14 protein-coding genes are annotated in these 13217 nt (G+C 73.2%); 10 read left to right on the forward strand and 4 right to left on the reverse strand.

Going from position 1 to position 13217, the window contains the following annotated elements:
- The first annotated feature begins 203 nt into the window (after positions 1 to 203).
- From CFP66_RS45285 to manA, 5 genes are all read left to right on the forward strand, one after another.
- Positions 204 to 551: a DUF3499 domain-containing protein gene (locus CFP66_RS45285; RefSeq protein WP_094931682.1), complete on the forward strand. Its 348-nt coding sequence runs from the start codon at positions 204 to 206 to the stop codon at positions 549 to 551.
- A gap of 26 nt (positions 552 to 577) precedes the next feature.
- Positions 578 to 1933, forward strand: coding sequence for a phosphomannomutase/phosphoglucomutase (locus tag CFP66_RS45290; protein ID WP_094931634.1), 1356 nt, complete (start codon positions 578 to 580; stop codon positions 1931 to 1933).
- Between the two features lie 127 nt (positions 1934 to 2060).
- The gene (locus CFP66_RS45295; RefSeq protein ID WP_094931636.1) at positions 2061 to 2270 is read left to right on the forward strand and encodes a Trm112 family protein; all 210 of its coding nucleotides are present in this window, start codon (positions 2061 to 2063) and stop codon (positions 2268 to 2270) included.
- Between the two features lie 2 nt (positions 2271 to 2272).
- Positions 2273 to 3367: an SIS domain-containing protein gene (locus CFP66_RS45300; RefSeq protein ID WP_094931637.1), complete on the forward strand. Its 1095-nt coding sequence runs from the start codon at positions 2273 to 2275 to the stop codon at positions 3365 to 3367.
- Between the two features lie 16 nt (positions 3368 to 3383).
- Positions 3384 to 4604, forward strand: a complete 1221-nt coding sequence (gene manA, locus CFP66_RS45305) for a mannose-6-phosphate isomerase, class I (RefSeq protein ID WP_094931639.1) — start codon at positions 3384 to 3386, stop codon at positions 4602 to 4604.
- Positions 4605 to 4652: 48 nt separating this feature from the next.
- Here the strand turns inward: manA and CFP66_RS45310 are convergent, their stop codons facing one another.
- Positions 4653 to 5810 (reverse strand): DUF418 domain-containing protein, encoded by a 1158-nt coding sequence (locus CFP66_RS45310; RefSeq protein WP_233160274.1) that lies wholly within the window; start codon positions 5808 to 5810, stop codon positions 4653 to 4655.
- A gap of 85 nt (positions 5811 to 5895) precedes the next feature.
- Between CFP66_RS45310 and CFP66_RS45315 the strand changes: the two genes are divergently transcribed.
- From CFP66_RS45315 to CFP66_RS45335, 5 genes are read left to right on the forward strand one after another with little or no spacing between them, the layout of a single operon-like run.
- Positions 5896 to 6480 (forward strand): TetR/AcrR family transcriptional regulator, encoded by a 585-nt coding sequence (locus CFP66_RS45315; protein ID WP_094931641.1) that lies wholly within the window; start codon positions 5896 to 5898, stop codon positions 6478 to 6480.
- 34 nt (positions 6481 to 6514) lie between these two features.
- Complete coding sequence (locus CFP66_RS45320) at positions 6515 to 7435, forward strand: cation diffusion facilitator family transporter (protein ID WP_094931643.1); 921 nt, start codon at positions 6515 to 6517, stop codon at positions 7433 to 7435.
- Positions 7436 to 7489: 54 nt separating this feature from the next.
- Positions 7490 to 8995, forward strand: coding sequence for an amino acid permease (locus tag CFP66_RS45325; protein WP_094931645.1), 1506 nt, complete (start codon positions 7490 to 7492; stop codon positions 8993 to 8995).
- 41 nt (positions 8996 to 9036) lie between these two features.
- On the forward strand, positions 9037 to 9348 hold the full coding sequence (locus CFP66_RS45330; protein WP_094931647.1) for a helix-turn-helix transcriptional regulator: 312 nt from the start codon (positions 9037 to 9039) through the stop codon (positions 9346 to 9348).
- Positions 9345 to 10118, forward strand: a complete 774-nt coding sequence (locus CFP66_RS45335; RefSeq protein ID WP_094931649.1) for an SRPBCC family protein — start codon at positions 9345 to 9347, stop codon at positions 10116 to 10118. The genes CFP66_RS45330 and CFP66_RS45335 overlap by 4 nt, the downstream gene beginning before the upstream one ends.
- 16 nt (positions 10119 to 10134) lie before the next feature.
- Here the strand turns inward: CFP66_RS45335 and CFP66_RS45340 are convergent, their stop codons facing one another.
- The 3 genes from CFP66_RS45340 to CFP66_RS45350 are packed head-to-tail and all read right to left on the reverse strand — an operon-like array spanning position 10135 to position 13157.
- Positions 10135 to 10728 (reverse strand): hypothetical protein, encoded by a 594-nt coding sequence (locus CFP66_RS45340; RefSeq protein ID WP_198962132.1) that lies wholly within the window; start codon positions 10726 to 10728, stop codon positions 10135 to 10137.
- A gap of 30 nt (positions 10729 to 10758) precedes the next feature.
- Positions 10759 to 11499, reverse strand: a complete 741-nt coding sequence (locus CFP66_RS45345; protein ID WP_094931650.1) for a maleylpyruvate isomerase N-terminal domain-containing protein — start codon at positions 11497 to 11499, stop codon at positions 10759 to 10761.
- Complete coding sequence (locus tag CFP66_RS45350) at positions 11496 to 13157, reverse strand: long-chain fatty acid--CoA ligase (RefSeq protein ID WP_094931652.1); 1662 nt, start codon at positions 13155 to 13157, stop codon at positions 11496 to 11498. Before CFP66_RS45350 ends, CFP66_RS45345 begins: the two co-directional genes overlap by 4 nt.
- Positions 13158 to 13217: the final 60 nt, after the last annotated feature.

Genomic DNA, 13217 nt, shown 5'->3' on the forward strand with positions numbered 1-13217 from the left:
GGTGGGGCAGCGACTCGCGTGGGTGGGGCAGCGACTCGCGTGGGTGGGGCAGCGACTCGCGTGGGTGGGGCAGCGACTCGCGTGGGTGGGGCAGCGACTCGCGTGGGACGGCGGCCGGGCCTACCGAGGACGAGTCGCCGGAGGGTGCGCGTCGTGCCCGGGCGGCGGGGGCGGGAGGAGGTATCGTCCGGGACGTGCTGAGTGTGCGTAGGTGTTCGCGGAGCGGGTGCACCGAGCTCGCGGTGGCCACGCTCACTTACGTCTACGCCGACTCCACGGCCGTCGTCGGTCCCCTGGCCACGCAGGCCGAGCCCCACTCCTACGACCTGTGCACGGCGCACGCCCACCGGCTGACGGCGCCGCGGGGCTGGGAGGTCGTGCGGTTCGAGGGCGAGTTCGCCCCGCCGCAGCACAGCAGCGACGACCTCACCGCGCTGGCCGAGGCCGTGCGGGAGGCCGGGCGCGCCGATCGGGCGGTGGAGCCGGTGCCCGCGTCGGGCACCGGGCGCCGTGGGCATCTGCGCGTCCTCCCCGGGCCCTCGGAGGACTGAGCGCGGACGGCGCTAGGGTCTGTGTCGTGGCAGATCTGGCGGCGATCGTGAAGGCCTATGACATCCGCGGCGTGGTCGGCGAGCAGCTCGACGCCCCGACCGTGCGCGATCTCGGTGCGGCGATGGCCGCGCTGGTGAGGGCGGAGGGTGCGCGCGGGGTCGTGATCGGCCACGACATGCGCGACAGCTCCCCGGACCTGGCGGCCGCGTTCGCCGACGGCGTCACGGGCCAGGGGCTCGACGTCGTCTCGATCGGCCTCGCGAGCACCGACATGCTCTACTTCGCCTCCGGCACGCTCGGCCTTCCCGGCGCGATGTTCACCGCCAGCCACAACCCGGCCAAGTACAACGGCATCAAGCTCTGCCGTGCGGGCGCCACGCCCATCGGCCAGGACACCGGCCTCGCGGCGATCCGGCAGGCCGTCGAGGCGGGGGTGCCCGCAGGGCCCGGTGGTGGCACCGTCAGCACCCGCGAGCTCCGGGACGACTACGCGGCCTACCTGCGCAAGCTCGTCGACCTGAGCGCATCCCGCCGGTTGCGCGTCGTCGTCGACGCCGGCAACGGCATGGGCGGCTACACCGTCCCCGCGGTGTTCGAGCCGCTCCCGTTCGACGTCGTGCCGATGTACTTCGAGCTGGACGGCACGTTCCCCAACCACGAGGCCAACCCGCTCGACCCGGCCAACCTGGTGGACCTGCAGAAGCGGGTCGTCAGCGAGGGCGCCGACCTCGGTGTCGCCTTCGACGGCGACGCCGACCGCTGCTTCGTGATCGACGAGCGCGGCGAGCCGGTCAGCCCGAGCGCGATCACGGCCCTGGTCGCGGTCCGCGAGCTGGCCAAGGACCCGGGCGCCACGGTGATCCACAACCTGATCACGTCCAAGGCCGTTCCGGAGATCGTCACCGAGCACGGCGGCGCCCCTGTGCGCACGCGGGTCGGGCACTCGTTCATCAAGCAGACGATGGCCGAGACCGGCGCGGTGTTCGGCGGCGAGCACTCGGCGCACTACTACTTCCGGGATTTCTGGAAGGCCGACTCGGGGATGCTCGCGGCGCTGCACGTGCTGGCCGCGCTCGCCGAGCAGGATGGCCCGCTGTCCGCGCTGATGAGCGTCTACGAGCGCTACTCCGCGTCCGGCGAGATCAACTCGACGGTGCGCGACCAGGCGGAGCGGATGGCCGCGGTGAAGGCGGAGTACACCGCGCGCGACGGCGTCGAGCACGACGAGCTGGACGGCCTCACGGTGCAGTTGCCCGACGGCTCCTGGTTCAACCTGCGACCCTCCAACACCGAGCCGCTGCTGCGGCTGAACGTCGAGGCTGCGGACGCGGCCGCGGTGGCCGCACTGCGCGACGAGGTGCTCGCGGTCGTCCGCGCCTGACCTGGTCGAGCTCCGCTCCGGCGCACCGACCGGGCGGAGTGCGCCGCGCACTGGCAGCATCGGGTGTTCCCCATGCACCGAGCGCCCTGTCGAAATGCGCCGAGCGCGCCGTCGAAGGAGGAGGACCGTGGCCGTACAGCTCGATCCCCAGCTGATGGACATCCTGGCCTGCCCGTCCGACGACCATGCGCCGTTGCGGACCGGTACCGCTGCCGACCCGGACGCGAACGTGCTCACCTGCACGTCGTGTGGCCGCGGGTTCCCGGTCGTGGACGGCGTGCCGGTGCTGCTGTTGGACGAGGCGATCCCGCCGGCTGAACCGCCGGCGAGCGACTGATCGTGCTCGACGACACCCTGCTGGCCGACCCGAGGGCGCTGGCGGCGCTCGATTCGGGCGGCGTGCTGCGGTCCGCGGCCACTGCGGGTGCGCAGGTCAGGTCGGCGGCGCAGGGCGCAGCGGAGGCCGGCGTCGCCGAGCTGGCCGGGAGCCGGCCACGGGCGCTGGTGCTGCTGCGCCGACCGGGCGCGTCTGCCACGTCGACCGGTCTGCTCGCCGCGCTGCTCGGCCCCGGCGTGGCGGTGCCGGTCGTCGTCGCCGAGACGACGCCGACGTGGATCGGCCCGCTGGACGTGGTCATCGCGCACACGGCGGAGGAGACCGACGCCGAGCTGGCCGACAGCGTCGTCCTCGCGGTGCGCCGCGGCGCCGAGGTGGTGCTGTCCGCCCCCGGTGAAGGCCCGGTGGCGTCGGCGGGTGCCGGCCGCGCGCGGCTGGTGGAGCCGCGGATCCCGGTGCCGCCGGGTCTGGACCTGCCGTGCGCCCTTGCCGTCGGGCTCGCCGCGGTCCAGGCGCTCGGCCTGGTCGACGCACCGCTGGACCCGCTGCTGGACGCGCTCGCCGACGTCCTCGACGGCGAGGCGGAGCGCAACCAGCCCGGTCACGAGCCGTTCATGAACCCGGCGAAGTCGCTGGCGTTGCGCCTGGCCGACCACACGCCGTTGCTGTGGGGCACGGATCCGGTGGCGGCGGCCGTCGCGGTGCACGGGGCTGCGGCGCTGGCCACGCAGGCCGGTGTCGTGGCGCACGCGGGCGCGGTGACGGAGTCCGCCGTGTCGACGGGCCTGGTGCGCGCGCTGGACCGCGGCGCGCGGGGCGAGGACATCTTCCGTGACCCCTTCGACGACCCGGATGCTCGCGCAGCGACACCCCCCGTGCGTCTGGTGCTGCTGGCCACCGGGGAGGATGACCCCGGACAGGTGACGCTGCGGCGCACCGGACGCGGGTGGCCCTCCGCCGACGTGGCGCACCCGGTGGACGAGGTGGCGCGCGGGACCCGCCATGCCACCGTGCTCCGGGCTGCGCTGCTCGCGTCGCGCCTGGACGTGGCCGCGGTGTACCTGGGACTGGCCACCCGCACGATCGAGCCTGCCTGAGGAGAGCTGACCGGACGTGGAGCTGCTGGACAACCCCGTGCGTGCTTACGCGTGGGGCTCGCGAACGGTGATCCCGGAACTGCTGGGCGAGGAGGTGCCTTCGGCGCACCCCCAGGCCGAGATGTGGTTCGGGGCCCATCCCGCCGACCCGTCGCGCCTGGTGCACCCCGACGGCGGGCGCACGTCGCTCCTCGACGCGCTGCGTGCCGACCCGCGGCGGTTGCTGGGCGACGACCGCAATGCGCGCTGGGACGGCACACTCCCGTTCCTGCTCAAGGTGCTGGCCGCCGACGAGCCGCTCTCGCTGCAGGCGCACCCGAGCATCGAGCAGGCTCGGGCCGGGTTCGCCCAGGAGGAGGCCGATGGGATCGCCCGTGACGCCTCCGACCGCAACTACAAGGACGCCAACCACAAGCCGGAGCTGATCTGCGCGCTCACCGAGATGCACGCGCTCGCCGGGTTCCGGGACCCGGCGGTGACGGTGCGGCTGCTGCGCGCGCTCGGGGTGCCCGAGCTCGCCGGGCACGCCGAGCTGCTCGCCGCCCAGCCGGACGCCGACGGGCTGCGCGCGCTGTTCACCACGTGGATCACGCTGCCGCAGGCCGTGCTGGACACGCTGGTCCCCGCGCTCCAGGAGGGCTGTGTGGGCCTGGCGGGCCGCGACGGTGAGTTCTCCACGGAGGCGCGCACGGCGCTCGAGCTCTCCGAGCGCTACCCGGGCGATGCGGGTGTGCTCGCCGCGCTGCTGCTCAACCGCGTCACGATCGAGCCCGGTGAAGCGCTCTACCTGCCGGCCGGCAACCTGCACGCCTACCTGTCCGGCGCCGGCATCGAGCTGATGGCGAACTCCGACAACGTCCTGCGCGGAGGGCTCACGCCCAAGCACGTGGACGTCCCGGAGTTGCTGCGGGTGCTGGACTTCCAGGCCACGCCGCCGCCGCTCGTCGCAGGGAAGCCGGAGGGCGACTGGATCCGCTACGACACCCCCGCCGAGGAGTTCCTGCTCCGCCGCTTCGATGCCGTGGCCGAGACGGGCGGCCCGGTGCCGGTGCCCGATGGCGGCCCGCGGATCCTGCTCTGCACCGCGGGTTCGGCCTGCGTGCGGTCGCAGGCAGGCGAGTTGGAGATCGGCCGCGGGGCGTCGGTGTGGCTGGGAGCGGCCGACACGGGCGTCACGGTCGTGCCGCGTGCGGACGGCACGCAGCTGTTCCTGGCCGGCGACGCCCTCACCGTCTGAGCCCCGAAGGCCGTGAGCGGATACGGGTGTTCCGGCACTCGTATCCACTCACGGCGCGGTTGAGGCAGGCGAGCGGTAGGTCAGGCGACGCAGGAGCGCCTCCGCGGGGCCGGGACGGTCGGCGCGGCGGGCCAGATCGGCGACGACCACGGTGACCAGCCAGATCCCGAGGCCCACGGCCGCCGCGGTGGCGATCCCGAGCGCACCGGTGAGGCCGGCCAGGTAGGGCTCCAGCAGCAGGAACCAGGCCACGGACTGGGCGAGGTAGCAGCTCATGGAGCGCCGGCCGCAGGCGGCGAGCGCCGTGGCCACCGGGCCGGGACCCGACCTCCGCCCGCTCAGCCGCAGGGCGACGAGGCCGACCAGCGCGGCGTAGCCGAGCCCGCCCGCGTAGCCGGTGGCGGTGTGCAGGGCCCCGGCCGCGACGAGGGTGCCCGTCCCCGGGATCCAGGTCCCGGTCGTGACGAGGACGTGCGGGACGGCGCCGACCGCGGCGGCCGCGATCCCGGCAGCGGCCACCCGTGTGAGCAGGCGCCGGTGCTGCCCGGGTTCCTCCAGCACCCGGCGCCGCCCGGCCCAGATCCCGACGAGCAGCGGCGCCGCGGCCATCACCGCGTTCATCGGGACCACCAGCGGGAACGACACGAGCCGGTAGAGCGCCGAGCCCAGCGGGCCCGCGGGCAGGTCGGCCGGATCGCCGACCGGGGCGGGCAGCGCGAGGACCGAGCCGTACACGAGCGCTCCGAGGATCGCCGCGCCCGCAGCGGCGGTGAGCAGGCGCGCGTCGCTCCAGCGCAACGCGCCCACCAGCAGGAGGGCGAGGACGCCGTAGGAGGCGAGGATGTCGCCGGGGTAGAGCAGCAGCACGTGGCAGAAGCCGAACACGACCAGCCACGTGGCGCGGCGGCGCAGCAGCCGTCGTGCCCGGGGCCGGTCCCCACCAGCGCTGCGCAGGATCTGGACCATCCCGTAGCCGAACAGCGCCGCGAACATCGGGTAGCCGCGGCTGTCGACGAAGAGCGTCAGCAGGGCCTGCACGACGGTGTCCACAGCGGTTCCGGGTGCGGGCGCCGGTCCGAGGAACGGTCGTGCGAGCACCTGCGAGTGGGCCAGCGCGATGACGGCGAGCATGGCGCCGCGGGCGAGGTCGGGGGCGAGGGCGCGCACCCGGGGGACGGCGGGGGGCCCGGAGCGGGTCGACGACACGGGTGGGTGCTCCTCGTAAGATACGGGTACGTAGCTATCGCAGAATAAGATACGGCTGCGTATCTCAACAAGGCCGGGAGGCGTGATGACCGGGCGATCCCGACGCCGCGGGGCCGAGCTCCTCGCGGCCCTGCACGCCGCGGTGCTCGCCGAGCTCGACGAGGTGGGCATCGGACGACTGACGATGGAGGGCGTCGCGCGCCGCGCCGGCACCCCGAAGAGCACGCTCTACCGGCGCTGGGCCGGGCCGCAGGAGCTGCTGCTCGACGCGGTGGCCGCCGCGTACCCCGTGGAAGTGCCGTCCCCGGCGGCCGACGACCTGCGTGGGGACCTGATCGCGGCGCTGCAGCTGCTGATCGAGTGGTCGCGGCACCCGACCGCCCGAGCGGTGCAGGCCGTCCTGACCGAGCGGCACCGCCACCCGGAGCTGGCCGAGGCGCTGCAGCAGGTCTTCGACGCCTCCGGCCGGCGGTTCACCGCCACCGTGCTGCACCACTACGCCGGGCTGGGTCGGCTCGACCCGGCCCTGGTCACCCCGGTCGTCGAGGACATCGGTGAGGCGCTGGTGCTCAAGCACGCGATCGACTCCGGCGAGGAGCCGACGCGGCAGCGGCTGGCCGAGATCGTCGACCAGGCCATCCTCCCGGCCGTCGGGATCCGCCCGGTCTAGGCTCCACGCGGTATCGGCCGGACGAGGGGTGGACATGGCTGCGGGTGGGGGAACGCGGGCGATCGTGGCGGCATTGATCGCCAATGCCGGGATCGCGATCGCCAAGTTCATAGGCTGGTTGATCACCGGCTCGTCGTCGATGCTGGCCGAGGCCGTGCACTCGGTGGCCGACACGTCCAACCAGGGGCTCCTGCTGCTCGGCGGGCGCACGGCGCGGCGCGCGGCCACCGCGGAGCACCCCTTCGGCTACGGGCGGGACCGGTACTTCTACTCGTTCGTCGTCGCGCTGCTGTTGTTCACCCTGGGCTCGGTGTTCGCGCTGTACGAGGGCATCCACAAGCTGGAGTCCCACGAGCCGCTGACGTCGCCGCTCGTCGCGGTGGCGATCCTGGTGGTCGCGATCGGCCTGGAGACCTACTCGTTCCGCACGGCGGTGCACGAGTCGCGGCCGCTGAAGGGCTCGCTGAGCTGGTGGCAGTTCATCCGGCAGTCGAAGACGCCGGAGCTGCCGGTCGTGCTGCTGGAGGATCTCGGAGCGCTCGTCGGGCTGGTCCTGGCCCTGCTCGGCGTCGGGCTCAGCGTGCTCACCGGTGAACCGGTGTTCGACGCGATCGGCACGATCTGCATCGGCCTGCTGCTCGGTGTCATCGCCGTGATCCTGATCATCGAGATGAAGAGCCTGCTCATCGGTGAGGGTGCGGCCCCGAAGGTGCTGACCGCGATCGTCTCGGCGATCGAGTCGGGGGACGTGCAGCGCGTCATCCACATCAAGACCCAGTACCTGGGCCCCGAGGAGCTGCTGGTCGCGGCGAAGATCGCGCTCGCTCCGGGCTCGCCCCTAGAGACCGTGGCGCGGGCCATCGACGCCGCCGAGGCCCGGATCCGCGAGCGGGTGCCGGAGGCGCGCGTGATCTACCTCGAGCCGGATCTGGACCGCGCCGTCGTCGCCGGCTGATCTTCCGCGCCGCCGGATTGGCCGACGGCCCGGGTGAACGTTAGGTTGCGCGTCATGGCCCTCGGCGAGACCCGCAACGGGATCATGCGCACCAAGTCGGTCGAGCAGTCGATCGCTGACACCGATGAACCGGACAGCAAACTCCGCAAGGACCTGACCACCTGGGACCTGATCGTCTTCGGCGTCGCGGTCGTCGTCGGCGCCGGCATCTTCACCCTGGCCGCGAGCACCGCGGGGGACGTGGCCGGGCCCTCGGTCTCGCTCGCCTTCGTGCTGGCCGCGGTCGCGTGCGCCCTCGCCGCGCTCTGCTACGCCGAGTTCGCCTCGACGCTGCCGGTGGCCGGCAGCGCCTACACGTTCTCCTACGCCACGTTCGGCGAGTTCATCGCCTGGATCATCGGCTGGGACCTCGTGCTCGAGTTCGCGGTGGCGGCCGCCGTCGTGGCCAAGGGCTGGTCGCAGTACCTTGCCACGGTCTTCTCGCAGTTCGGGGCGGACGTGCCCACCACCCTGGACCTCGGGCCGTTCGGGGTGGACTGGGGTGCGCTGCTGCTGATCGCCGTCCTCACCGTCCTGCTCGTGCTCGGCACGAAGCTGTCCAGCCGGGTCAGCCTCGTGATCACCACGATCAAGGTCGCGATCGTGCTCTTCGTGATCATCCTCGGCTTCGGCTACATCAACGCCGACAACTACACGCCCTTCATCCCGCCGGCGGCGGCCGCCGATGCCGATTCCGGCGGTGGGCTGCAGCAGTCGCTGCTCTCCGCGATCGGCGGTGAGGCCGGCAGCACCTACGGGATCTACGGGCTGCTCGCGGCGGCGTCGCTGGTGTTCTTCGCGTTCATCGGCTTCGACGTCGTGGCGACCACCGCCGAGGAGACCCGCAACCCGCAGCGCTCGCTGCCCCGAGGCATCCTCGGTTCGCTCGCCATCGTCACGGTGCTCTACGTCGCGGTCGCGTTCGTGCTCACCGGCATGGTGCACTACACGGAGCTGCAGACCCAGCCCGACGGCACCCGCGCCACGCTGGCCACGGCGTTCTCCTCGCTCGGGGTGGACTGGGCGGCCACCGTGATCGCGGTCGGCGCGTTGGCCGGTCTCACCACCGTCGTCATGGTCATGTTGCTGGGGCAGATCCGGGTGTTCTTCGCGATGTCGCGCGACGGCCTCCTGCCGCGGTCGTTCGCCCGCACGGGCTCGCGGGGCACACCGGTGCGGGCCACCGTCCTGATCGGTGTCGTCGTGGCGATCACCGCCACGTTCTTCCCGGCCGACGTGCTGGAGGAGATGGTGAACATCGGCACGCTCTTCGCGTTCGTGCTGGTGTCGATCGGCGTCGTCATCCTGCGGCGCACCCGGCCCGACCTCCCGCGGGCCTTCCGCACACCGCTCGTGCCGCTCGTGCCGATCCTCGCGGTGCTGGCCTGCGTCTGGCTGATGATCAACCTGTCCGTGGAGACGTGGCTGCGGTTCGTCGTCTGGATGGCCGTCGGAGTGGTGGTCTACTTCGCCTACGGGCGGTCGCACTCGGTGCTCGGGAAGCGGGAGCGGGCACAGTAAATGCTGTTGCGGTTATATAGCTTCTTGGGTATCTTCGGCTCGTGACGTTCGAGGTCCTCGCCGAGCCGCTCCGCCGACGCATCCTCGACCTGCTGCGGGAGCGCCCGCGGCTGGTCGGGGAGCTGACCGCCGAGCTCGGCCTGAGCCAACCCGGCACCTCCAAGCACCTGCGGGTGCTGCGGGACGCCGGGTTGGTACGGGTGCGTGTCGACGCCCAACGCCGCTGGTACGAGATCGACCCCGCCCCCCTCCGCGAGGTGGACGCGTGGCTCGAGCCGTACCGGTGGATGTGGGCCGACCGCTTCGACGCCCTCGAACGGCACCTCGACGACGACGCCTCGGAGGGGCCATGAGTGAGAGCCTGGTAGCGAAGGACGGCCGGTCGGTGCTGCGCATGGAGCGCTGGTTGAAGCACCCGCCGGAGAAGGTCTGGCGGGCGGTGACCGAGCCGCAGCGGCTCGCCGACTGGTTCCCGGGGAAGATCGTCCCGGAGTTGCGTGAGGGCGGGAAGGTCGAGTTCGACTTCGGCGGGGACGGGCTCGTCACCGATCTCGATCCGCCGCGGCTCATCGCCTACACCTGGGACACCGACCATCTGCGTTGGGAGCTGCACCCCGACGGCGCCGGCACCCGCCTGGTCCTGCTGCACACGTTCGACGACCGGGCGGGCGCCGCCAGCTTCGGAGCGGGCTGGCACACCTGCATCGTGGCGCTCGACCTCGCACTCGACGGCCGGGCGGGCGAGGACCCGGGTGTCGACGACATCGCCCTGCACGAGCGTCTCGTCGCGCAGTTCGGCCTGGACGCCGGCGCGGTCGAGGGTGCTGCCGACGGCTGGCGGGTGCGCCACGAGCGGCAGCTCACCCGGCCCGCCGACGCGGTGTGGGAGTTGTTGACGGCCGGTGCGCCGGCAGGCGCCGCCCGGCACGAGCACGTGCTGGAGCACGACGCCGACGAGGGTGGCCGGCTGCGTTGGGAGCTGCGGGAGGGCACCGGGCACGGCGCGCGGCTGCTGCTCACCCACACCGGGGACGGCGGCGACCCGCAGGCCGCCCTGGCCGCCGACCGCGCGCGCATCGCCGACCTGCTGGGGCAGCTGGAGAACGTCCCGAGCGGCCGGTGATCCCCGCGTCGTGCGCTCACCGGCCCGCCGCGAGGACCACCTCCCGGGCGGGGTCGTGCGGCACCTCGGGAGCACCGTCCACGCGGATGTCCGCGCGATCGGCGGTGCCCTCCGCGGCGTAGTGGGCGGCCTCCTGGCGCGCCCAGCGCTCCCAGTGCGGGCGGTAGGTCTCGCCGTCCCGGTCGATGCCGCGCCGGTACCGCTCGTCGCGCGGTGCCTCGATCCAGACGAGCAGGACGGCGTGGGCCGCGATGACGCGTGCCCCGCACCCCGCACCCTCCACGACGAGCACGGGTGGCGTCCCGAGCTCGCGCGGCCGGGCGAACTCGCCGCGGTGCCAGTCGTAGGGCCGGTAGCGGGCCGCCCGCCCCGCGGCCAGCGGCGCGACGACCTGGTCGTGCAGCAGGGGAACGGCGGCGGCGAGGCCGTCCCAGCCGGGGTAGAGGTCGTCCATGTGCAGCACCGGCGCGCCACCCAGCGCGGCGGCGAGCCGGGCGGCCAGCGTGGTCTTGCCCGCCCCCGACGGCCCGTCGACGCACACGAGCCGGGTGGCCCCGCACCGCGGCGGGGTGGCGAGCACCCGCTCCGCGAGCGCGGAGAAGGTGATCACACCGGTGCCGGCGTGGGGAGGTGCACCCCGTCAGCCGAGCAGGGGGAGGCGGGCCGCGGCCGTGCCCAGCGCTCGGCGTTCGCCTCCGCCCGGAGGTACCCGGCCGGTACCGAGCAACGCCCAGCGCTCATCGGGCCAGTCCGCGGGCGCCGGGTGGCCGAGCAGCGCGTCGAGCGTGCACCGCACCAGCGCGAGCGGCTCCGGCCGCGGGCCGGGACGGCGCAGCTCCAGCACGAGGTCGAGGTGGTGCACAGCGGCCTTCACCGCGAGCGTCGTGACGAGGTCGACGACCTGCAGGACGTGCCCCTGCGTGGCCACGAGGGCCTCGGGCGGGGTACGGCCGGCGAGCGTGACGACCGCGCGCGTGGTCTCCACGAACGTGCGCACCAGGTTGTCGAGGTCCCAGGCGCTCGCGATGGTGCGCAGGCTCCGCAGCTCCCGGAAGTTCGGGTCGTCGATCGGCTCCGCGGCGGTCCACCACGTCACGGCGTCGCGGTCCGGCGGTCCGGCGGCCGGCGTGGCGAGGGCGACCAGCGCGCGCTGGACGTCGCCGAGCAGGTGGACGAGCAGGTCGCGCACCACCCATCCGGTGCAGCGGGTGGGCAGCCAGGAATCCTCCTCCTCGATCGAGGCGACGATCGTCGCGATGTCGGAGTAGGCGATCCGCAGCGCAGCGAGCTCGGGGCTCGGCAGCGTCGCGGTGAGCGGCGGCAGAGCAGAAGTCGGTCGGGTGGGCGTGGTGCGGTGTTGAACCAGTCGTGCGGTCGTCATGTCCTGCCGTCGTCGGTCGTGCTCGCCGGTCCGGGACCGGTCACCTGGTAGCCATCGAACTTCTCACGAAGTGTCCTCTTGGAGAACTTCCCCACGCTGGTCTTGGGCACCTCGTTGATGAACTCCACCGCATCGGGGAGCCACCACCTCGCGACACGCGGCTCCAGGTGCGCGATGACCTCCTCCGCGGTGAGCGTCTCACCGGGTTTGACGACGACGCACGCGAGCGGCCGTTCCACCCACTTCTCGTGCGGGATCGCGATGACGGCGGCTTCGGCGACCTTCGGGTGCGCCATGATCTCGTTCTCCAGCTCGACGGACCCGATCCACTCGCCGCCGGACTTGATGAGGTCCTTCGTCCGGTCGACGAGCCGGACGGACCCGTAGCGGTCGACCGCGGCGACGTCGCCGGTGCGCAGCCACCCGTCGTCGGTGAACTGGGAGCCGCCGCCCTCGCCGCGGTAGTACTCGGCGGCGATCCACGGGCCCGCCGCCTGGATCTCCCCGGTGGCGTCGTCGTCCCACGGCTGGATCTCCCCGGTGGCGGGCTCGACGAGGCGCAGCTCGACCAGCGGCACGGCCTGGCCCTGCCGGGCGCGCTCGTCGGCGCGCTCGGGCTCGGTGAGCGCGGCGTGGTGGGTGCGCGGGCTCGACATGGTGGCGACCGGGCTGGTCTCGGTCATGCCCCAGGCGTGCAGCATCGGCACGCCGATCGCCTCGCGGTAGGCCTCCGACAGCGCCCGCGGCACCGCGGAGCCGCCGCAGAGGATCGTGCGCAGGGCGCTGAGGTCGTGCTGGGGCAGCAGCGGCTGCATCCCCATCCAGATCGTCGGAACGCCGCCGGTGACCGTGACGCGATGCCGCTCCAGCAGCCCGGCGATCGCCTGCGGCGACATGTTGGGACCGGGGAAGACCAGGTCCGAACCGGCGAGCAGGCAGCCGTAGGGCAGGCCCCACGCGTTGGCGTGGAACATCGGGACCACGGGCAGCACGGTGTCGCGCTCGGACAGCGCCGCGCCGTCGGCGACGAGCGTGATCAGCGAGTGCAGCACCGTGGAGCGGTGGCTGTAGACCACGCCCTTCGGGTTGCCGGTCGTGCCGGAGGTGTAGCACATCGCGGCGGCGGTGTTCTCGTCCTCGACGACGAAGTCCCCCTCGAACGGGGCGGCCGCGCCGAGCAGTTCCTCGTAGTCGTGCACCCGCGGGTCCACCGGGATCTCGGTGTCCGCGCCGTCGTCGATCACGATGACGTGCCGCACGGTCTCGAGCCTGTCCGCCAGCGGCCAGAGCAGCGGCAGGAGCGAGCGGTCGACGAACACCACCTCGTCCTCGGCGTGGTTGGCCACGTAGACGAGCTGCTCGGGGAACAGCCGGATGTTCAGCGTGTGCAGCACCCGGCCGGTGCAGGGGGCGGCCATGTACAGCTCGAGGTGCCGGCCGGTGTTCCAGCAGAACGTCGCGACACGCCCGTCCGGGGCGACGTCGAGCGTGTCGAGGACGGTGGCCAGGCGCCGCACCCGCTGCGCCCATTCGGCCACCGTGGTCCTGGTCTCGCCGGCGGGGCCGGCCGTGGTGATCGTCTTGTGCCCGAAGTGCTGCTCGGAGCGGTGGAAGACGTGGGGCAGGGCGAGCGGGCGGTCCTGCATGAGTCCGAGCATCAGGGGCCTCCTGTCGGCGACTGTGCCGTGTGTCACCGCGGAAGTTACCTCCGGAAGGGT

The organism is Pseudonocardia sp. MH-G8, assembly GCF_002262885.1.
Taxonomy (GTDB): Bacteria; Actinomycetota; Actinomycetes; order Mycobacteriales; family Pseudonocardiaceae; genus Pseudonocardia.

Excerpts from the sequence above, each read along its gene's own strand:
- CFP66_RS45315 (WP_094931641.1), top strand. The coding sequence starts at position 5,896 with ATGACCGGGCGATCCCGACGCCGCGGGGCCGAGCTCCTCGCGGCCCTG.
- CFP66_RS45320 (WP_094931643.1), top strand. The coding sequence starts at position 6,515 with ATGGCTGCGGGTGGGGGAACGCGGGCGATCGTGGCGGCATTGATCGCC.
- CFP66_RS45325 (WP_094931645.1), top strand. The coding sequence starts at position 7,490 with ATGGCCCTCGGCGAGACCCGCAACGGGATCATGCGCACCAAGTCGGTC.
- CFP66_RS45335 (WP_094931649.1), top strand. The coding sequence starts at position 9,345 with ATGAGTGAGAGCCTGGTAGCGAAGGACGGCCGGTCGGTGCTGCGCATG.
- CFP66_RS45345 (WP_094931650.1), bottom strand. The coding sequence starts at position 11,499 with ATGACGACCGCACGACTGGTTCAACACCGCACCACGCCCACCCGACCG.
- CFP66_RS45350 (WP_094931652.1), bottom strand. The coding sequence starts at position 13,157 with ATGCTCGGACTCATGCAGGACCGCCCGCTCGCCCTGCCCCACGTCTTC.